The sequence below is a fragment of the Mesorhizobium sp. M1A.F.Ca.IN.022.07.1.1 genome (assembly GCF_003997575.1).
Classification (GTDB): Bacteria; Pseudomonadota; Alphaproteobacteria; order Rhizobiales; family Rhizobiaceae; genus Mesorhizobium.
Genome location: NZ_RZST01000076.1, coordinates 1 through 19,182, shown reverse-complemented (window position 1 = coordinate 19,182; position 19,182 = coordinate 1). Strand labels below are relative to the sequence as shown.

Sequence of the window (19,182 nt, the reverse complement as noted above, 5' to 3'; positions counted from 1 at the left end):
CGGTCTCAGTCACTTGCGCCCATTCCACGCCCTCACCAGGGTCGAGATCCAGCACGATCCGGTCGGCATGCTCGATGTCATCCACCGTGGCATTCCACGGGTGGAGCTCGACCGCATCCATTTCGACCAGCCCGAGCAAGCCGTCGAGGTCGTCGACCCAGACCCGAGTGCCCTCCCCACCTTCTCGCTTCTCGACGCGCAGCTGGTGCACCGCTGCCGGGATCTCGGGCAGCGGTCCCTTGTGGTAGAAAGTTGCCCCGAAGGCATGACGGACGAGCTTCAGTGGGCGACGGCCGAGGTGCACCAGCGCCTGATCGGCGACCAGACTCCAATAGCGAACGAGCTCATCCTTGGAAGGCGAAACCGCATCGGGCAGCAGCTGCAAGATATTCTCACGCGGCACGCCGTGATCTCGGTCCGCTCTTCGTTTCGACGGCGCCGGCGGCTTTGGCGGGACGGCCACCAGGTCCTCGCGGAGCCCCTTGAACACGGCTTCGCGCAAGATCCCGCGATCGGTAACGCCGCTGAACTGCACCTCGGCCAGGACTTCGGGTCTCACCCAGGTCGCCTTTGGCTTCACAATGGGCTCCGACAAAGGCGATTTGCCGATGATCAGCGGATCGAGCCGTTCGCGAACGCGTCGCGCCACTTCAAGCGTATAACCGCTCTGAGCCTTGCCTGCATAAAGCAGCCGATCGCCCTCGCGCTTGCCGATATAGAGCGATGCGATCCGGCGCGGCTCAGCACCAAGCTTCTCGACGAACGCGACGATCGGAAAGGTGTCGCTCTTGATGCATTTGACCTTGACCCAGCTCGTCTGCACGCCGGAACGGTAGGGCGCGTCCGCGCGCTTCGACACGATCCCCTCCAGGCCCATCCGGCAGGCATGATCGAACATCTCCCTGCCGCTCACCTCCAGATGCTCGGCATAGGTCAGCGTCGGCGCGCTGTCCTTCAGCAGCGTTTCGAGCGCTGCCTTGCGCTCGACCAGCGGCTGCTGTCGCAGATCGCGACCGTCGAGGTGCAGCAGGTCGAAGGCATAGAAGATCAATCTCGAAGAGTTTGCGTTGCCCAACTCGCGCTCCAGCGCCTGGTAGTCAGGCAAGCCGGTGTCGCCGAGAACGACAGCCTCGCCATCAATGATCGCAGATTTCACCGGCAAGCCCGCCGCCGCCTGGACAATCCTCCTGTAGCGATGCGACCAGTCATAGCCGCGGCGCGTGAAGGCTCGCGCTGTTGCGCCTTCCACGATGAGCTGGGTTCGGTAACCGTCGTACTTGATCTCGTGCAGCCATTCGCCGCCTTCGGGAGCTTTCTCGACCAAGGTGGGCGATTGGAACTCGATGAAGGAAAGCCGGTCTTTGCCGCTGGTCATGCACGCGCGACTCCAGGAACCGCGACTCAAGCCGGAGCAGTCCCATCAGTTCCTTCCATTTTAGTAAAATCGTATGTTTGTCCGACTTGGCCAAGCGTGGCCTCGCAAAGGCAACACGTTGCCCTCCGGGCCGCAGAGTGCTCCGATTATCTGATCAGATGTTTTATCAATTGAGTGCGGAACAATCCTTAGGCGGCGACGTTTGGCTGCGGGGTGGATCTTCTTCAGGTGGGCCGTCAATGAACAAGTCAATCGTAATGGATTCGGTCGAGATCGACACGCTGGAAGACAGGTATTACGTGCGCGTTATCGAGGATGGCGTTGTCACCATCAAGGGTTTCGGTTCCGAAGCGGATGCGAAAGCTTTTGCCAAGCACGAACACACCCGACTGGGACTTGACGCTGTCAAGCAGCCGGGCACCGGCCAAAAGCTGCGATACGGGTTTCCGGAAAGTTGATGCCGCCTCGAAGATCGAGGAGTCTCTGACTTCCCCTTCGGGAACGCCGGCAACGCGCGGCCGCGGTCCTGCCCTGCAAATAAGTCAGCCATGCGCGTCGTTCATTTGCCTGGTCGAGGTTGAACCAGCTTGAAGTCGAAGCTCTCCGGCAAACGTCCACGAGTGCTCACAGGCCTCACGGAGGACGCGACCTCCGGTTTGCGTGGACAGTTAGCTCGCTGCCAGCAGCGCTCGGCAGCGGGACCAGCTTAGCGGCGCTGTTTATGGCGATAGCCATTCATTTCGGGCCTGACGGCCGAAAGCGAGGGCCCCTTCGCCGTGAACACGACGCCTGCCGCCTCAAAAGCGCGACGGATGCGGGTTCGTTTCTCGACCCGCAGGATTCTGATCCCGTTCTCGAAGTCGCGAATGGTCCCTTCGCCTAGGCTGGCCTTGGCGCCGAGGCGCACCTGCGACCAATGCAGGAGTTCTCGTGCGGCTCGCGACTCCTCTGGCGTCAAATCCATCAAGGGGTCTCCCCTAGGGCTTTTCAGCTGTCAATTTCCAGCTTCGTGTGTCCCGGCTGCTCATGCCAGATCACCTGCCGGAGGTCGCCCCAGTCCACTGCCTGCCCGCAGGCGGGACATATCCGGAACTGGTCCTCTTCGTTGGCGGCTGCTCTGACCCGCAACCGGGCAAAGATCGGCGGCCCCAAATCAGAAAGCTTTGTCACCCAGCTTCCTTGCCTCACGTTGCAAAATCTTACGGTCGTTGCCGTGCTCGCTGATCAGTTCCCGAACCTGTTCAGGCGTGATGCGATGCTGCTTGGCAAAGTAGCGAACCTCATAATCGTCGTCCGCCGACACACGGTCGCGGTCCCGGAAATCGCGCTTCGTTTTGACGTCTGCCATGGTTGCTCCTCCTGGCAAAACGAACACCGGGAAGGCAGGAATGTTCCAAACCGCTAATATGTGCGTGAAGCGCTACGGCCGGGATGGGGTCGGCCACGGCATTGCCTGGGGAGGCCTCAAATGAAGTAACCGGCGGCATGGGCGGGGGGCGTTGGGGAGCCGCCGGTCACCAGGCAAGGGCCCATCTAATCAGAAAATGCATAGGCCCTTATATGATCATGCCAGCATTTTTCGCTCTTGGGAACTGGTTTCGGCATAAAATTCAAGATCGTACGCCCAAAGGTGCACGTTCTAATGATTTGCACGCCGGCGCTGCGACAGGAACCAGATCGGCACGCCCGCGTCATAAAGACAGGTTTCTGTCGTAACCCGGGAGTGAAGTCGATGGTCCGGCTCTTCGTTGTCGCTGCCGTGGCGTTCGCGCTCGCATGCAGCGGAGCTCAGGCGGCCAGGCTTGACCTCGACGCGGTCAATCAGGCGCAATTCAGCGAGGGCGAGCCGAAGGACGTCAGTCCGATGCTTCTCAAGGCGCAGATCCTTCTCGATCGCGCCCGCTTCTCGCCGGGCCTGATCGACGGTCGCCTCTCCGACAATTTTGCCAAAGCCGTGGCGGCGTTCCAGGCGGCGAACGGACTGGCTTCCGACGGCAAGCTCACACGCGAGACCTGGGACAAGCTGACGGCGAGCTCCGCCGAGCCGGTTCTGGTGGCATATGAGGTCACGGTCAAGGACGTGCGCGGCCCCTTTACCAGGCGCATTCCCACCCGCCTGGAGCGGATGGCCCGTCTGAAGCGCCTCGGCTATCGCAACGCGCGGGAGAGGCTGGCCGAGCGTTTCCACATCAGCGAACAATTGCTGAAGACGCTCAACCCGCGCGTCGGGTTCCGGAAGGCAGATGTGAGCCTCGTAGTGCCCGATCTCGGACGGGGCGACGCCCCGGCGGAGATCGAGACCATCGAGGTCGACAAGGCATCCCGCCAGGTCCGCGCGCTCGATCCATCAGGCAAGCCGGTTGCGGTCTATCCGGCCTCGATCGGCAGCGAGGAAAAGCCGGCGCCGAGCGGCGCCGCGGAGGTCAAACGCGTGGTGCGCAATCCGACCTATCACTACAATCCGAAATTCGCCTTCAAGGGGGTCAAGAGCAAGCGGCCCTTCACCATCGCCAAGGGACCGAACAATCCGGTGGGATCGGTCTGGATCGACCTCTCGATCGAAAGCTATGGCATCCACGGCACGCCGGATCCCGGCAAAATCGGGACGACCTACTCGCATGGCTGCATCCGGCTGACCAACTGGGATGCCGAAGACCTCGCCGCTATGGTCAAGCCGGGCACGAAAGTCGAGTTCAAGGACGAGACGGCGCAGGACGGGCAGGCGCAGTAAAAACGCCGGGAGGAGCGAGCCGCCAAGGCGGGATCGCTGCATAAGCCTAATTTATCGTTACCCCTAGTTTTTCAGAACGTTACACGGCCTTCCGTCGCCTGTAGCTTCGGCGGCGCGCTTTTGAAAACGATCTGGAATTGGTGGTTCGATGCAAGCACATGCGAGAGTGGTGATCGTCGGCGGAGGATGCGTCGGCGCCGGCATCCTTTACGGCCTGGCCAAGCGCGGCTGGACCGACGTTGCGCTGCTCGAGCGGACCCAGCTTACGGCCGGCTCCACCTGGCATGCGGCGGGCCTGATCCCGTCCTATACCCGCAACATCAATGTCGGCCGCATGATCAAGAAGACCATCGAGATCTATGAAGGGCTGGAGGCCGAAACCGGCCAGCCGGTCGGCTGGCACAAATGCGGCCAGCTGCGCATCGCCAACAGCCGCGACCGGCTAGACGAATTCAAGAGTTATATGAGCGTGGCCGACGTCCAGGGCATGCGCGCTGAGTTGCTGACGCCGGGCGAAGCGAGGCAGCTGGCGCCGCTGCTCGACAACGACCACATGCTGGGCGCGCTTTATCATCCCGATGACGGCCATATCGCGCCGGCCGATGTGACCATCGCCATGGCCAAAGGCGCGCGGGATCTGGGTGCCAAGGTGTACTTGAACACCGAGGTCACCGGCTTCAGGCGCACGCCCGGCGGCGAATGGCTCGTCCAGACTAACAAGGGCGACATCACCTGCGAGCACGTGATCTCCGCGACCGGCAATTATGCGCGCCAGACCGGCGCGCTGCTCGGCCTCGATATCCCGGCGATCCCGATCCTGCATCAGTACTGGATCACCGAAGCGGTGCCGGAAATCGTCGAGCGGAAAAGGCAGGGCCGCCCCGAAATGCCGATCCTGCGCGACGAAGGGTTCGAGGGCTATCTGCGCGAAGAAGGCGACGGGCTGATGTTCGGGCCTTACGAGCGCACGGCGAACCTGAAACTGTTCGCCGAGGACGGCGTCCCTTCCTGGTTCGGCGCCGACCTCGTCGAAGAAGATTTCGAGGCGGTGTCGTGGAACTGGGAGCAGGCTCTGCAGCTGGTGCCGGCGCTGGGGCGCGTCGGAATCAAGGCCAATGTGCGCGGACCGTTCCAGATGACCGCGGACGAGCTTCCCTTGATGGGGCCGGCCTGGAGCCTGCCCAATGTCTGGCTAGCCGAAGGCGTGCCAGGCGGCATCCTGTGGGGCGGCACGATCGGCTATTACCTGTCGGAACGGATCGTCGAAGGCGGCAACAGCCTCGACACCTCGGATCTCGATCCGCGCCGCTTCGGCGACTACGCCAACAAGGCCTGGACGCGCGAAAAGGTCCGGGAGGCCTGGGGCACACATGCGGAGCAGAAATATCCGGGACAGGACATGCCCGCCGCCCGGCCGCAGAAGACCGCGCCTTCCTATGACAGGCTGACCGAGCTCGGCGCGGTCTGGGGCGTGCTCAATGGCTGGGAGATGCCCAATTGGTTCGCGCGCGACGGCGTCGAAGCCAAGGACCAGTATAGCTGGCGATGGACGCCGAAGGGGAACCTCGTGGCCGAGGAAGTCCAGGCGGTGCGCACTGCCGTCGGCCTGGTCGAGATGACGCCCATGACCAAGTTCGAGGTGTCCGGACCGAACGCGGCCGCCTGGCTGGACAGGATCATCGCCAATCGCTTGCCGGCGGTCGGAAAGGTGACGCTGGCGCATCACCTCACTGCGGGCGGCGGCGTGCAGGCGGAGTACATGGTGGCGCGGCTCCGAGAAGACCTGTTCTACCTCATCTCGACGCCGCGCGCCGAGCGCTGGAATTTCGACGATCTCTCAAGGCTGCTGCCCGCCGACGGCAGCATATCACTGAAGAACGTCACCAACGATCGCGGCTGCTTCACCGTCGTCGGGCCCAAGGCACGCGAAGTGCTGCAGCAGCTAACCGAGATCGATCTTTCGAACGAAAAGTTCCCGTGGTTCAGCGTGGCGACCGGCAGCGTCGCCCTGGCCAGCGACGTGCGGCTGCTGCGCGTCAACTATGAGGGCGAGCTCGGCTGGGAACTCTATCACCCGCTGTCCTATCAGCGGCAGCTGCTGGATGCCATCCTCAAAGAGGGCGAGAAGCACGGCATGCGGCTTGTCGGGCTGCATGCGCTGGAGTCGCTCAGGCTCGAAAAATCTTATCGCGCCATGTATCGCGACATGAACCCTGAGCTCAACGCGCTGGAGAGCGGGCTCGAGCGCTTCATCCGCCTCGACAAGGGCGATTTCGTCGGCCGCGAGGCGGTGCTGAAATACAAGGCGAGGAACGACCAGCGCCGGTCGGTGACGCTCAAGATCGAAACCGACGGCGCGAGCACGCTTGCCTCCGAGGGCCTTTATAGCGACGGCGAACTTGTCGGGCGCATTACGTCGGGCGGCTACGGCTATGCGCTCGGCCATGACGTGGCGCTGGCCCTTCTGCCGGAGCGTCTGAGCAAGCCCGGCACCAAGCTCGAGGTCGCCATTTTGGGAGAATGGAAGATCGCCGAGGTGATCGCGGACTCGCCTTACGATCCGACCTCGGCCAGGGCGCGTATGTGATGCGCGTCGATCGGATCAACGTCTATTCGGCGCAGCTGCCCGTCAAAGGCGGCGTCTACCGCATGGCCAGCGACGACGTGGAGTCGCTGGACTCGACGCTTGTCGAGATCGTGACCGAAGACGGTTTGACCGGTTGGGGCGAGACCTGCCCGATCGGACCGGTCTATCAGCCGCACCATGCGCTGGGCGCTCGCGCGGCGATCGCCGAAATCGCCCCGGGACTGATCGGTGCGGAGATCGCTTCGATCAGACTGCTTGCGAAACAGATGGACGAGCGCCTGAACGGACATGGCTATGCCAAGGCCGCGTTCGACATGGCCTTTCTCGACCTGCTCGGCCAAAAGCTCGGCGTGCCGGTCTCGACGCTGCTGGGCGGCGCGCTGACCGATCGCGTGCCGGCCTATTATTCGCTGATCGTAGGTCCGCCGGACGAAACGGCGAGGATCGCCGCCGACAAGGTGAAGGCCGGCTATCCGCGCCTCCAAGTGAAGATCGGCGGGCGCAACCTCGAAGAAGACGTGGCCGTCGTGCACAAGGTCTGGGAAGCTGTCGGCTACAAGGCGCGCATCGCGGTCGACGGCAACCGGGGCCTGACAATCGCGTCGGCAATCCATCTCGACCGGCTTTGCCACGCCATCCCCTTCGTCTTCGAACAGCCCTGCAACACCATGGATGAAGTCGCTACGCTGAAGGGCCGCGTGACGCATCCGGTCTATCTCGACGAGAGTACCGAGGACCAGAACGCGGTGCTGCGAGCGATCTCCATGGGCATCGCCGACGGCTTCGGCTTCAAGGTGACGCGTCTCGGCGGCCTCACGAAGATGACAACCGTGCGCGACCTTTGCGCCATTCGCTCGCTGCCGCACAGCTGCGACGACGCCTGGGGCGGCGACATCATCGCGGCGGCCTGTGTCCATCTTGCTGCCACGGTCGAGCCGCGCCGGATGGAGGGAGTCTGGATCGCCCAGGAATATATCGACGGGCATTTCGACCGGAAGAACCCGGTCGTGATCGAAAAGGGCTTCATAGCCGTGCCGCAGCGGCCGGGCCTGGGCGTCAAACCGGAACCCGGGACATTCGGCAAGCCGCTGGCGACTTACGGAGCCTGACCACCGGCCAGGCTTTGGCTGGCGCCAGCCGATCACTTCTTGGGCCTCGCGGATCGTTCCGCCTCATCCCGCGTTGAGTGGCACGCAAAGGGAGGAACGGCAATGGATGATGATCGGACCGAGAAGATCAGGCAGCGTGCCTATGAGCTCTGGCAGCGCGAGGGCAGCTTGCATGGCGACCATGAGCGGCACTGGCGCCAGGCCGAGATGGAGATCGATCGCGAGGCGGCGCTGCCGCTCACGGCAGACGATGCGCTGCCTGGAACGCGCGAGATCGACAGCGCGGATGTGCTGACGGTCGAGGCGCTTGCAATACGCACCGGCATATCGGCCCAAGAAGCGCAGGAGTTGCTCGACAGGCTGGGCAGCGACCGCGCCGCGATCGAGCAGGCGGCGCGGAGCATCCGGGCACGGAAAGGGCTGTAGGTCAGGAACCACGACGCGTGCGACGGTTGCCGGCATTCGACGTCGGCGGAACCCTCGTTGCCATCGACAGTTCCTCCTGTCTAACCACAGGAGACCTGTCATGGATCATACCAACCACGTGAGGCTGACAAACGCCGAATTGACTCCCAGCGTTCTCGAAGGCGCCACCATCTACGGCCCCGACGACGAAAAGATCGGTCCGGTCGACCACATGCATGGCAGCCAGGTCGTCATCGATGTCGGCGGCTTCCTCGGCATCGGTGCAAAGCCGGTCGCCGTCAGCGCCAACCAATTGGATTTCATGCGCGACGAGGACGGCGACGTCCACGCCGTGACCAGATGGACGAAGGACCAGCTGAAGTCGATGCCCGAGCATCACGACTGAGCACGGGAGGGTCCGACGAGAGCCGGGCCTCCATTCAGCAGGTCGCGCTCGGCGGCCTGCACGTGGCCCCCGCGCTCAACGAGACGACGGCGGTGGAGAGGCCGGCGACGCCGCTCTGCCCCGTTGCCGGGGCTAACGAAGGCCGTCAGCCCTTCATTGAATTGCTGTAGACCTGCACGCCGACGCGCTCGTTGCGGCGCCAGCGCACCACGGCCCGATAAACGGCGTCGTCATCGGGAACAATGAGCGTGAAACGGTCGGGCAATTCCACTTGCGGCCCGACGCGCAGTTCGGCGCCATGCTCGTGCTGATTACGGACGGAGCACCTGATGCTGGCGTCGCCGGTGACGATTGTAGCCTCCTTCAGCACGAATTCTCGTGAATGAAGACGGCGCTCTAAGTGGGGAAAGGTGGCCATGATGCACTGGTCCCGAAACTTGCCCGGCGGGCTCAAACTCAATCGCCCGACGCACCACCCTAGCGCGGACGTGTTTCCGTTCCGTTAGCGTTTTCTAATCACTGCCCACTCGGCGATCCCGTTTCCGCACAGGCGGCGCCGGACCGAACGAGCTTGTCGCATGCCGCTAATGCCGCTTGAAATACTGGACCTCGCGCTCGTGCTTTTCGGCAGCCTCGCGCGACTTGAAGGTACCGAGATTCCGGCGTTTGCCGGTCCTCGGATCCACCTTGCGCGAATAGAGCCGGTAGTCGCCGGACTTCAGCTTGCGGATCATGGGACACCTCCTCTGCTCGTAAGTCTAATCCACTCGACCTGTCCGGGGTTCCAGCAGCGAACGTAATCCATTTCACGGAAGCGCCGCGCCGAATGTCGGAATCGACGCGGCAGCGACACGATTGGGTCGGATTATTTGTACTCAAACGACTTCCGCGGCGTTAGTCTTTGCGTCCGCGAGCATGCCGGACTGGAGGAGGGTGAGATGGCGACGGCCAAGCTTCACGGCGTTGAACTCGTCAAGGGCCAGAGGTGGACGGTGCGCGTCACCGCCTACGGCACTACGCTGACCTTCCCTTTCGAAGCCGAGCAATTTGCGCGCTCCTATGCCGATGGTCAGGCCTTCCGCCTTGGCGTCGAGGTGGTCGAGTTGAAGGACTGCGCCTGAGCGGCTGCGGGCGTAGCGATCGCCGCCACGGGTTCGCCGCGAGACAAATCTATCGCCAAGCTCCGATAGCGGCGGACCTTATGCAGGAACTGGCAAGAAGTCGGTGTCGTGCCCATCACTTTGTCGACTCGTTCGCAAACCACGAGCCTCGATCTACTTCATGAAGCATCTGGCGTTCTAGGTTTGCGACGACCAGGCAACCTTCTCGCCATCCTCCTTGATGAATTCGCGCACGGGGTTGTCGAGCAGCGGCAGCACCGCCTCCGACGGCCGGCAGAGCCTCGTGCCCTTGGGCGTCTCCACGATCGGCCGGTTGATGAGTATCGGATGGGCGAGCATGAAACCGATCAGCTCGTCGTCGCTCCATTTCGGATCGGCGAGGCCAAGCTCCGCGTAGGGCGTGCCTTTCTCCCGCAACAGGTCGCGCGGGGTGATGCCCATCGCCGCGATCAATTCGAGTAGCCGTTCGCGGCTCGGCGGCGTCTTCAGGTATTCGATCACCATCGGCTCCTCACCGCTGGCGCGGATCATGGAAAGCGTGTTGCGCGAGGTGCCGCAAGCGGGGTTGTGGTAGATGGTGACCGTCATGGCTCGGCTTTCAGTGGCTCGGATTGCTCGATGGATTCGGGCCGCAGCAGCCATCCCATCAGCGCCAGCGCGATAAAGGCGCCGAGCAGTTCGGCGACGATGAAACCCGGGAGATCGGCCGGCCTGATGCCGGAAAAGCTGTCGGTGAGCGCACGCGCCACGGCGACGGCCGGATTGGCGAAGGACGTAGAGGCGGTGAACCAGTAGGCGGCGGTGATGAAGAGGCCTACCAGCCATGGCACAGCCCGTCGCTCGAAGCGCAGGCCGGCGAGAATTACAGCGACCAGGCCGAATGTCGCGACAATCTCCGAAAACCATTGCGTCGGTCCGGCGCGCGGCTTGGTCGCGATCTCCAAGGCCGGCAGGGCGAACATGAGGTGCGCGGCAATCGTGCCGGCGATGCCGCCGGCGAACTGCGAGGCGAGATAGGCAGGCAGATCGCGCGGCGGCAGCGAGCGGTTCAAACAGAAGACGAGCGAGACGGCCGGATTGAAATGCGCCCCGGAGATCGGTCCGAGGATGGTGATCAACACCACCAGCATGGCGCCGGTCGCGAGCGTGTTGGCGAGCAGCGCCAGCGCGGTGTCATGCGTCAGCGTCTCCGCCATGATGCCGGAACCGACCACCGTTGCCACCAGCAGGCCGGCGCCCAGGGCTTCAGCAACGGCACGTCGCGGCAGATCGTAAGAGATCATTGCCGGGGCCCCTCGCCCGGCCGGCAGCACGGGGCGGCGAGCGCCGGCGCGCAGATTTCCGGCCGGCCCGAGCAGCAATCCTCCATCAGGAAGCGGATCAGAGCGGAAAGCGCATCGTATTCCGCGCTGTAGACGATCGAGCGTGCGTCGCGGCGCGTGCCGACCAGGCCGGCGCGCTCCAGTTCCTTGAGATGGAAGCTGACATTGGACGGAGATACCTCGACCTGTTCGGCAAGCGAACCGGCGGCGATGCCGTCCGGCCCGGCAACCACCAGCAACCGAAGCAGTTTCAGCCGCGTTTCCTGCGACAGCGCACCAAAGGCCATCAGGGCTTGTCGCTCATCCACGTTTCAACAATCCTTGAAATATTGAAACGAGGCATAGCCGACATGCTCACTCCTGACAAGAAATATCGTCCCCGCTCCTCCATTGGATCCTCGGACCTGACCATCGGCGATCTGCTCCACACGCTGGCTGATTACCAAGACAAGCCGCTGGTGTTTCGTTACGACGCGGCCGGCCGGTGAAATTTCCACCCCAACTAGGATAGTGGGTCGGTTTGAAATCGCGGGTTAGCCCAAACTCCCCCGTCCATCACGCTCTATTGAGCGAATGTGAATGATCGCCAGCTTCCTCTAAACCCGTGATCGTGATGAATATCCGACCGCCAGAGCACACCCAACAATGTAGCTCTCAGCAAGGAAAAGGGCTCGCGCCTAAACGCCGCGAGCCCTTCTCTTTTTACGTCACGCGCTTTTTGTAAGGGCCGCGCACTGTTGGCTTCTCGGCTTCGACAAGCGCAACGATGTTCGCGCTTCTCCCAAAGCTTGTCGATGACGCCCGTTCCCGTCTATTTCCAGACGGGGCCTAGGCGAAAGCGCCTATTCTGATCGGGATGGACTTTCAAACTGACCCACTACCCAAATTAGCGATCTCTTGTATTTCTTGAAAATGAGGATCATGCTTGGCCCAATGCGTGGCAACCTGATGCGCAGCCGGGTGGATAAAAGGGTAAGGCGCCATGGAATTCGCAGTCTGCTATGACCACAGCGTGATCGATCTGGCTTGGTCGATCTTCCTCGGCATCACGACGGTTTTCATGTTCTTGGCGCCATTGGCCGTTGCGCGGCTGATAGCGATCTCGCGCGGGGCACCTGTCGGACGGCTTCAGCCGGCCTGACAGGCGAGAGACCCTCTCCTAGCCGACGATTTTTAGCCCAGGCACTTCACCGAACAGCGCCGAGCAGTCGATCTCGTCCCGGAAAAGCGCGTCGGGATCGAGCACCAGCCACGATGTATGCGTACGAAGATCCCTCAGTCTGGCGTTCTTTTCGGCGCGCGCCTGGCGCTCCGCCTCGGCAATCGAGGCCAAGCCTGGCATCTCGGCCCTGTGAAGGTGAGAACTCCTCGACATAGCGAGACAAAACGCGGTCGCCCTATTTTGCGTTCCAGCCCATCCGCCTGAAAACAAGTGCCGTGATCATACCCGCGAGCACGACCAAAAGCCGGATGGCCAAGGCCACCCCAAGCCGCCGCACGTTTCATTCGCGCCGCCATCGCTACGAGCGGCCCAGCTCGAATCAGCGCAGACCCAGAAAACTCAAAATGGCGATCACGATGACGATAGCACCTACGATCCAGATGATGTTGTTCATGGTCCTCTCCACATGTCGGCGGTCAGGAAACGCGCCTGCCAAGGGGGCATAGGCCGAAGTTTCTTTCGGAAGCCCTCGCAAAGACCTCAACACTTAGAAACTGCTAATGTTCCGCCCGCATCTGTGCCGGGGGCCGGACTAGGCGTTCTTGGCACCTGGAAGCGGTTTCTGCAGCTCGACGCCGCGCTGTTAACCGCTCGCCTGAAGGCCGGACCAAGGTCGGTGTCGCAATTGCCGCGGCTGGCCTATACTCTTTGTCCGTGGTGGGGTGAATCGCGCGAATGCTCAGGGAGACCTTGAAGCGACTTGTGCAAATCTGGAGCGGGCTGTCGCTGGCCTGGCAGTTTGTGATTGCCGGCGGCATCGGGCTTTTGGCGGTGATGCTCGTGGTTGGCCTCTGGGTGACCTCGCAAATCCGCGAAGGCGTGATGCACAACTCCGCCACCACGACGGCGCTCTATGTCGACAGCGTGATCGCGCCGCTGCTGCCGGACCTGCGCAAGAGCCGCGAGCTCGACGACACGGTCAAACGGGCGCTGGACGAGACGCTCGGCCAGGGCGCGCTCGGCAAGAGGCTGGTGTCATTCAAGCTGTGGCGGCGCGACGGCACGGTGCTTTACGCTGATAACTCGAAGCTGATCGGCAAGACGTTTCCGCCCAACCCCAATCTGATCTCGGCCTTTGCCGGCAACGTCGTGGCGGAATTCAACAACCTCGCCGACGATCCTGAGACCAGCGAAGAGAAAGCGGTGACCGCGCCGTTGTTCGAGATCTACAACCCCGTGCGCGAACCCTGGTCGGGCGAAGTGGTGGCGGTGTCGGAATTCTACGAAGTCGCCGACGATTTCCAGGAGACGCTGAACTCAGCGCTTAGATGGACCTGGCTGGTGGTGGCCGGCGCCACCGCTGCCTCGCTGGCGCTTCTGTCGGGCATCGTGTTTCGCGGCAGCCGCACCATCCAGACGCAGCGTGCCGCGCTGGAAGCCAAAGTCACCGAGTTGCAGGAGGCGCTGGCGCAGAACTCGTCGCTACGCCAGCGCGTCCAGCGCGCCTCGCGGCGAGCCACTGCCATCAACGAACGCTACCTGAGGCGCATCGGCGCCGACCTGCATGACGGCCCGGCGCAGCTGGTGGCGCTTGCCGCGCTCAGAATGGACAGTCCGGTGCTGGTCGACCCCGCCACGCCCAAACCGCAGCGCGAGGCGGAAATCGCCGGCATCCATAAGACGCTGGGCGAAGCGATGAGCGAGATACGCGGCATCTGCAACGGCCTGGTGCTGCCGCAGATCGAGACGCAGGCAGTGGCCGACATATTGCGGCTGGCGGTCGCCGAGCATGAGCGCCGCACCGACACCAAAGTGCTGCTGACGCTGCCGGAGCGCTTGCCGGAACTCGGCACCTCGGAGAAGATCAGCATCTATCGTTTCGTGCAGGAAGGACTGAACAACGCCTTCCGGCACGGCAAGGGCAAGGGCCAGCAGGTGAGAGCCACGATGAAGGGCGGCAAGCTTCTGGTCGAGGTACAGGACACCGGCCCGGGCTTCAATCCTGCGCGAAGCGAAGGCCTCGGGCTCGCCGGTCTCAGGGAGCGTATCGAAAGCATTGGCGGGCAGTTCGAGACGCTTTCGGGGCCGGGAGGAACGAGACTGGTAATCACATTGTCTGTCGAGGAGCAGCCGTGACCGCACCCATCCGCATCGCTATTGTCGACGACCATCCGCTGTTTCGCGAGGGCGTGGCGCGCAGCCTCGGCGAGATCGGCGGCTTCGAGCTTGTCGGCGAAGGCGCCAGCGCCGAGGACGCCGAAAAGCTGGTCCGCGCCAGCGCGCCCGACGTGCTGCTGCTCGACATCAGCATGCCCGGCGGCGGCCTCAATGCGCTGGCCAGCATCCTTTCGGCGGCGCCTGAGCAAAAGATCGTCATGCTCACCGTGTCCGAGACCAATGCCGATGTCGCCCAGGCGCTGAAGGCGGGCGCGCGGGGCTATGTGCTGAAGGGCGTCGGCTCCAAGTCGCTGGCCGAGATCCTGCGCGACGTCGCCAACGGCCAGAGCTACGTTTCGCCGACGCTTTCGGCCCGGCTGCTGTCGGATCTCTTGCAGCCCACCAGCCGCAAGCCCGACCCGCTCAGCCAGCTAACCGGCCGCGAGGCCGAGATCCTGGGGCTGGTGGCGGAGGGCCTGAGCAACAAGGAGGTCGCGATGCGGCTGTCGCTGCAGGAAAAGACGGTCAAGCACCACATGACCCGAGTGCTCGCCAAGCTCAACGTGCGCAATCGGACGGAGGCGGCGCTGCTGATGCATGAAGCGAGAGAGAGGAATTAGTGAATAGTGGAAAGTACAGTGAATGGTGAAGCGTCGGCGCGTTCCCATTCGGTGAAGTGCGTTTCGTTGATTACTGTTCCTATTCACCATTCACCGTCACTTCAAAAGCAAATCACCCCCGCCTCTGAAGGCGGGGGTGACATGCGAAGGCGCGGGAAAAGGGGGTAGCTTCTCTCGGCCCTCACAAGCCTAGCAGACGGGCCAGATCCTTCTCGGTCGCCCGGCGCTCGACGATGGTGCGGCCTTGCGCATCGCTCATCTCGAAGCGTCCGTTCTCGATCTCTTCCTTCATGCCGTTGCGGTGGATGATGGTGATCCTGTTGCCGTCGATCTCGACTATGTCGCCCGTCGCCGCATTGACACGGCTGGCGGCCTTGCCGCCGGGGCTGGTGTTGCCTTTGCCGCTGTTGTTGCCAGGACCGGCATTGGCATTGCCGCCACCGGCATTGCTGTTGCCGGAATTGCCGCCAGCGTTTCCGCCGCCGCCATTGCCCCCGCCGCCATTGCCGTTGCCGCCGCCGTCGTCGGCATAAGCGGTGGCCACCAGGAGCTTGGCGAGGCTATTGGACGTGAAATGACCAGGCGCGGCAAAAAGCGCCAGCGCGGCCGCGGCGCGCAGCGTAAGGCGGACAAACCTTTTTGAGGCGGGTTCGCGCATGCCGTCCTTGGTTCATGCCGGTTCCGCCTCGGGCCTGCCGAAGTTCCGCTCTCAGCCCGCCAAGGCGGAACCGGTGTCTTGACCAGACAAGATTCACGCTTTGGTAAGGTTACGGAAGCGGCCCACGACCCATGCCACCTCCGGTCGGACCTTTTTGCAGTCACTTGGGGACCATTGTCGCACCACCCGGGAACACAACTGGAGGCTGCGACTGCCGTCGCGTTAACCAAAATCGCTTGGAAAGCGGTTAGCAATTCATTATGACTGTCGCACGCGAGAACGGCGCGGACACTCAACGAACCGCGGCATGCTACGGCGCATGCGCCCTCCTGGGCGGAAAAGCGCCGTATCCTTTGGTTTGCGCATGAATTGTTTCCCGGACTGCGGGGGCATGCGCCAAGAGCCCGCCTTATCCGGCAGCCGTCTCAAGGGCCCCAAAAAAGTACCCCCGCCAAAAGGCGGGGGCAAGGTGAGCAGCGGGAGTTCTGTCGTAAGACGATCAGGACCGAAGAGACGAAGCAAAAGGTGGCAACCTGATTTTGCAGCGCTGGCTTTTGGCCCCTTAAGATCTAATCCAGATAGAACCTCGCTCTCACAAACTCTTTAGGCGATCGAGATCGGCCACTGTGGCCTTGCGCTCGACGATGGTGCGACCAAACTTGTCCTCCATCCTGAAACGGCCGTTCTCGATGCTCTCCTTCATTCCGTTCCGGTGCGTGACCTGGATGCTATTGGCACTGACCTCGACCTTGTCGCCGGTCGCCGCATTCACATGATCATCGACATCGCCGGTTGCTGCAGTGTTCGTTGCGCCCTTGCTGTTGCCGCTGTTTCCGTTTCCGTTGTTACCGCCCGAGTTGCTGTTTCCGCTGTTGCCGCCCGAGTTGCCGTTCCCGTTCCCGCTGTTGCCGCCGCCGCTGCCGTTACCGTTTCCGCCGCCGCTGTTCCCACCGCCATTGCCGTTTCCATTGCCGCCTTTGCCGGCATAGGCCTTGGCCACGACAGGACCGTCGAAGGAGAGATGAAAAGGCGCGACAACAAGCGCCAGCGCAACGAGCGCCCGCAAGACATGCCTGCAGCCCATGCGCGATACGCGCATCCCAATCTCCCCTTGCCAGCCATCCGACCCTTCGGCCGAACTACCCCACCGGCAATGTCGCAACATCAGCATCCCTAATCAACCCGTCGTGGGGAAGTGGCCCACGACCCTTGTCTTGCTTTTTAAGACCTTTTTCGCAGCGATGTCGGACCTAAGTCCTATCTCAACCACCAGATGTGATTGGGCCCGGCTGCGTGCACGGCTTTTTCTGGCGTGGATACCCGCGTGCACGGCTTCGCGCAACGCGCTACGAGTGGTTGTTCTATGCTCTCCCAAAACCGCCGCGCCCTCAGGCGATATGGCATTGATCCTTAACAGGGTGACGGAACCGGCGCTCTCGCCGTTACGGCCGCGCCGAACGCGGCGGCAATCACGGCGCCAATACCGGCGCATTGCAAAACGCTCAAGCTCTCGTGCAGGAAGAGAAACCCGGTCAGCGCGGCGCCTGCGGGTTCCAGGCAGACGATCATGCCATAGACTTTCGCCGGCATTCTGGCGAGCACCATCATCTCCAGCCAGAAGGGCAGCGCGCTGGAGAACAGCCCGACGACGACCGCGGCCACCATGACATGCGAGTCGGTGAGATAAGGTTCGGCTGCGATGAAGCCAAAAGGCAGCGCGACGAGCGCGGCGATCGCCATGCCATAGGCCGAGGTGCGGGCGCCAAGCTCGGCGCCGGCCTTCTGCGCACAGATGATATAGAGCCCCCAGCAGGCGCCGGCGGCAAGCGCAAGCAGCACGCCGATCGGATCGAGCCCGCGGCTGATATCGGCGAACGGCGAGAGCAGCACGATGCCGGCGACCGCAAGCACCACCCAGACGAGGTCGAGAAGGCGCCGCGAGCCGAGTGTGGCGACAAAAAGCGGGCCGGTGAATTCGAGCGCCACGCAGATGCCCAGCGGAATGCGCTCGAGCGCGGCATAGAAGAGCAGGTTCATCACCGAAACGGTGACGCCATAGACGGCGAGCCAAGGCAGACCCTTTCGTGTCGGCAGCACTTTCCATGGCCTGAGCACTGCCGCCAGCATCAGCGCGCCGATGAGGAGTCTCAGCATTGTTGTGCCGTCCGGCCCGAGGACCGGAAACAGGCCCTTGGCGAAGGCCGCGCCAACCTGCACCGAAAGGATGGCACCAAGCAGGCCGAGGATGGGCAAGGCTCCCAGCTGCGCCTGCGGTTTTGCACTCGGCGTCGACGTCACTTCTCCTCCACCCCCCGCGCCCCGGTCCGAGGCGGCGATAGAGACTGGCGTTTCCCTTGTCTTGAGGCAACGGGGCCGGATGGTTGGACAAGGCCTCTCGCGACTGGTTTGCTGCGCCGCACAAGACTTTGAAATTCAATATACTTTTCACAACGCGATTTGAATAGTCTTTGGCTAAATGGAGTGTTACTGTCAATATCGCCAAAACACCCGCTACGGTTGTCGCAATGCGTCACAGCATCCGTAGCGATAAATACTTCAAAAATCAGACCAACCGACCATCACCATATAGGACCATAGGCCAAACTTCCCAAGTCAACTGTCGTCTGCAACCCTCCAAATCACAGCTTTATTTCAAACTCGTAAGCATTGTGTGTTGCGCCGCAACATAAGCGGAGACAGATGTTAACCAACATGGGCAGTGGAGGATGCCGCTACGTTGAGCCGAATGGGCATTCCGCTGACAGCCAAGGACGGCACTCTCGCCCCGGACGGAGATTCGTCGACAGGCGGAGTCGGCGTGCTTTGCAGGTCCAGCGCAGGATCTTACGACGGAGCCTGGGGACCCCGCCAATGACAGGTCAGCGCGACATCCAGCTTGATGCAGTGCGAGCTGTAGCCGTCACGCTGGTGCTTTACGCGCATTTCCTTGCGCCGAACGGCACCTCCTTCCTCGGCCATCTCGGCGTGCGGCTGTTCTTCGTGCTCTCCGGCTTCCTGATCACCCGGCTTTTGCTTGACGCGCGTGACAGCAACGCATTCGCTTCCGGGCCGGCCCTGCGCGCCTTCTATGCCAGGCGCGTGATCCGAATTTTTCCGCCTTATTTCGCGGTGCTGGCCCTGGTCTGGCTCACCAATCTGGAACAGTCCAGCTCGTCGCTTGCCTGGCATGCGCTTTATCTCTCGAACTTCTGGTATGCGCTGCGCAACGACTGGACCCCCTGGCTGCTCTGCCATTTCTGGAGCCTCAGCATCGAGGAGCAGTTCTATCTCGCTTGGCCGCTGATCGTGCTTCTGGCGCCGCGCCGGCGTATCGAGGCGATCACGATCGGCGTCATCCTCTTCTCGTTCGCCTACCGCTTCTACTGGCCGCTCACCGCCAACCCGGCGCTCGCCCGGGACCTGTTGCCGCCGGCCTCGATGGACGCGCTTGGCTGCGGCGCCCTGCTTGCCGTGCGCCGCGCCAGGGGCGCCGCAGCCAAGCGCGTCCATCGAGGCCGGCGGCAACAGG

The 19,182-nt window shown here is 62.7% G+C and carries 25 protein-coding genes; 12 read left to right on the top strand and 13 right to left on the bottom strand.

Features of this window, described 5'->3' with window-relative positions:
• Positions 1-1,375 (bottom strand): non-homologous end-joining DNA ligase (ligD, locus tag EOA75_RS11585; protein ID WP_127324285.1); only part of this gene is annotated, 1,375 nt, incomplete at its 3' end.
• 239 nt (positions 1,376-1,614) lie between these two features.
• Here ligD and EOA75_RS11580 point away from each other — a divergent pair.
• Positions 1,615-1,833, top strand: coding sequence for a hypothetical protein (locus tag EOA75_RS11580; protein ID WP_095824617.1), 219 nt, complete (start codon positions 1,615-1,617; stop codon positions 1,831-1,833).
• A gap of 248 nt (positions 1,834-2,081) precedes the next feature.
• Here EOA75_RS11580 and EOA75_RS11575 read toward each other — a convergent pair whose 3' ends face one another.
• The 3 genes from EOA75_RS11575 to EOA75_RS11565 are packed head-to-tail and all read right to left on the bottom strand — an operon-like array spanning position 2,082 to position 2,723.
• Positions 2,082-2,339 carry a helix-turn-helix domain-containing protein gene (locus EOA75_RS11575; RefSeq protein ID WP_095801499.1) on the bottom strand — a complete coding sequence of 86 codons (258 nt, stop codon included), beginning with the start codon at positions 2,337-2,339 and terminating at the stop codon, positions 2,082-2,084.
• A 23-nt stretch (positions 2,340-2,362) separates the two neighbouring features.
• On the bottom strand, positions 2,363-2,545 hold the full coding sequence (locus EOA75_RS11570) for a hypothetical protein (RefSeq protein WP_066992959.1): 183 nt from the start codon (positions 2,543-2,545) through the stop codon (positions 2,363-2,365).
• Entirely contained in the window at positions 2,529-2,723 is a 195-nt protein-coding gene (locus EOA75_RS11565; RefSeq protein ID WP_066992956.1) for a DUF3606 domain-containing protein, read from the bottom strand. The genes EOA75_RS11570 and EOA75_RS11565 overlap by 17 nt, the downstream gene beginning before the upstream one ends.
• 384 nt (positions 2,724-3,107) lie before the next feature.
• Between EOA75_RS11565 and EOA75_RS11560 the strand changes: the two genes are divergently transcribed.
• The 5 genes from EOA75_RS11560 (at position 3,108) to EOA75_RS11540 (ending at position 8,613) form a co-directional block, all read left to right on the top strand.
• Positions 3,108-4,106: a L,D-transpeptidase gene (locus EOA75_RS11560; RefSeq protein ID WP_127246690.1), complete on the top strand. Its 999-nt coding sequence runs from the start codon at positions 3,108-3,110 to the stop codon at positions 4,104-4,106.
• Positions 4,107-4,254: 148 nt separating this feature from the next.
• The gene (locus tag EOA75_RS11555; RefSeq protein WP_127324284.1) at positions 4,255-6,693 is read left to right on the top strand and encodes an FAD-dependent oxidoreductase; all 2,439 of its coding nucleotides are present in this window, start codon (positions 4,255-4,257) and stop codon (positions 6,691-6,693) included.
• Positions 6,693-7,802 carry a mandelate racemase/muconate lactonizing enzyme family protein gene (locus tag EOA75_RS11550; RefSeq protein WP_095801502.1) on the top strand — a complete coding sequence of 370 codons (1,110 nt, stop codon included), beginning with the start codon at positions 6,693-6,695 and terminating at the stop codon, positions 7,800-7,802. The genes EOA75_RS11555 and EOA75_RS11550 overlap by 1 nt, the downstream gene beginning before the upstream one ends.
• Before the next feature lie 102 nt (positions 7,803-7,904).
• Positions 7,905-8,228, top strand: a complete 324-nt coding sequence (locus tag EOA75_RS11545) for a DUF2934 domain-containing protein (RefSeq protein WP_067321922.1) — start codon at positions 7,905-7,907, stop codon at positions 8,226-8,228.
• Between the two features lie 100 nt (positions 8,229-8,328).
• A complete protein-coding gene (locus tag EOA75_RS11540; RefSeq protein ID WP_127324283.1) occupies positions 8,329-8,613 on the top strand; it encodes a PRC-barrel domain containing protein in 285 nt (94 codons plus the stop codon).
• A gap of 145 nt (positions 8,614-8,758) precedes the next feature.
• On the opposite strand, the gene EOA75_RS11535 is transcribed toward EOA75_RS11540, so the two are convergent.
• A complete protein-coding gene (locus tag EOA75_RS11535; RefSeq protein WP_067321928.1) occupies positions 8,759-9,031 on the bottom strand; it encodes a PilZ domain-containing protein in 273 nt (90 codons plus the stop codon).
• Positions 9,032-9,197: 166 nt separating this feature from the next.
• Positions 9,198-9,347, bottom strand: coding sequence for a hypothetical protein (locus tag EOA75_RS11530; RefSeq protein ID WP_095778956.1), 150 nt, complete (start codon positions 9,345-9,347; stop codon positions 9,198-9,200).
• A gap of 204 nt (positions 9,348-9,551) precedes the next feature.
• Here EOA75_RS11530 and EOA75_RS11525 point away from each other — a divergent pair, with 204 nt between their 5' ends.
• The gene (locus EOA75_RS11525) at positions 9,552-9,734 is read left to right on the top strand and encodes a hypothetical protein (RefSeq protein WP_067321930.1); all 183 of its coding nucleotides are present in this window, start codon (positions 9,552-9,554) and stop codon (positions 9,732-9,734) included.
• A 177-nt stretch (positions 9,735-9,911) separates the two neighbouring features.
• Here EOA75_RS11525 and arsC read toward each other — a convergent pair whose 3' ends face one another.
• The 3 genes from arsC to EOA75_RS11510 are packed head-to-tail and all read right to left on the bottom strand — an operon-like array spanning position 9,912 to position 11,364.
• Entirely contained in the window at positions 9,912-10,322 is a 411-nt protein-coding gene (gene arsC, locus EOA75_RS11520) for an arsenate reductase (glutaredoxin) (RefSeq protein WP_127324282.1), read from the bottom strand.
• The gene (locus EOA75_RS11515) at positions 10,319-11,017 is read right to left on the bottom strand and encodes an MIP/aquaporin family protein (RefSeq protein WP_127324281.1); all 699 of its coding nucleotides are present in this window, start codon (positions 11,015-11,017) and stop codon (positions 10,319-10,321) included. Before EOA75_RS11515 ends, arsC begins: the two co-directional genes overlap by 4 nt.
• Positions 11,014-11,364 carry a metalloregulator ArsR/SmtB family transcription factor gene (locus EOA75_RS11510; RefSeq protein WP_067321941.1) on the bottom strand — a complete coding sequence of 117 codons (351 nt, stop codon included), beginning with the start codon at positions 11,362-11,364 and terminating at the stop codon, positions 11,014-11,016. The genes EOA75_RS11515 and EOA75_RS11510 overlap by 4 nt, the downstream gene beginning before the upstream one ends.
• Here EOA75_RS11510 and EOA75_RS33985 point away from each other — a divergent pair.
• Positions 11,350-11,544 (top strand): hypothetical protein, encoded by a 195-nt coding sequence (locus EOA75_RS33985; RefSeq protein ID WP_164746740.1) that lies wholly within the window; start codon positions 11,350-11,352, stop codon positions 11,542-11,544. The genes EOA75_RS11510 and EOA75_RS33985 overlap by 15 nt on opposite strands.
• 494 nt (positions 11,545-12,038) lie before the next feature.
• Entirely contained in the window at positions 12,039-12,197 is a 159-nt protein-coding gene (locus tag EOA75_RS33980; RefSeq protein WP_164747355.1) for a hypothetical protein, read from the top strand.
• Between the two features lie 18 nt (positions 12,198-12,215).
• On the opposite strand, the gene EOA75_RS11505 is transcribed toward EOA75_RS33980, so the two are convergent.
• Entirely contained in the window at positions 12,216-12,389 is a 174-nt protein-coding gene (locus tag EOA75_RS11505) for a hypothetical protein (protein WP_164747354.1), read from the bottom strand.
• 564 nt (positions 12,390-12,953) lie between these two features.
• Here EOA75_RS11505 and EOA75_RS11500 point away from each other — a divergent pair.
• Together EOA75_RS11500 and EOA75_RS11495 are read left to right on the top strand one after the other, a co-directional pair.
• Complete coding sequence (locus EOA75_RS11500; protein WP_067321944.1) at positions 12,954-14,354, top strand: sensor histidine kinase; 1,401 nt, start codon at positions 12,954-12,956, stop codon at positions 14,352-14,354.
• Positions 14,351-14,995, top strand: a complete 645-nt coding sequence (locus EOA75_RS11495; RefSeq protein ID WP_066992920.1) for a response regulator transcription factor — start codon at positions 14,351-14,353, stop codon at positions 14,993-14,995. Before EOA75_RS11500 ends, EOA75_RS11495 begins: the two co-directional genes overlap by 4 nt.
• Positions 14,996-15,176: 181 nt before the next feature.
• Here the strand turns inward: EOA75_RS11495 and EOA75_RS11490 are convergent, their stop codons facing one another.
• The 3 genes from EOA75_RS11490 to EOA75_RS11475 form a co-directional block, all read right to left on the bottom strand.
• On the bottom strand, positions 15,177-15,653 hold the full coding sequence (locus tag EOA75_RS11490; RefSeq protein ID WP_127324280.1) for a hypothetical protein: 477 nt from the start codon (positions 15,651-15,653) through the stop codon (positions 15,177-15,179).
• 592 nt (positions 15,654-16,245) lie between these two features.
• A complete protein-coding gene (locus tag EOA75_RS33975) occupies positions 16,246-16,752 on the bottom strand; it encodes a hypothetical protein (RefSeq protein WP_067321952.1) in 507 nt (168 codons plus the stop codon).
• Positions 16,753-17,063: 311 nt separating this feature from the next.
• Complete coding sequence (locus EOA75_RS11475) at positions 17,064-17,951, bottom strand: DMT family transporter (protein ID WP_127324279.1); 888 nt, start codon at positions 17,949-17,951, stop codon at positions 17,064-17,066.
• 573 nt (positions 17,952-18,524) lie between these two features.
• Here EOA75_RS11475 and EOA75_RS11470 point away from each other — a divergent pair.
• A partial coding sequence (locus EOA75_RS11470) for an acyltransferase (RefSeq protein WP_164747353.1) occupies positions 18,525-19,182 on the top strand: 658 nt, incomplete at its 3' end.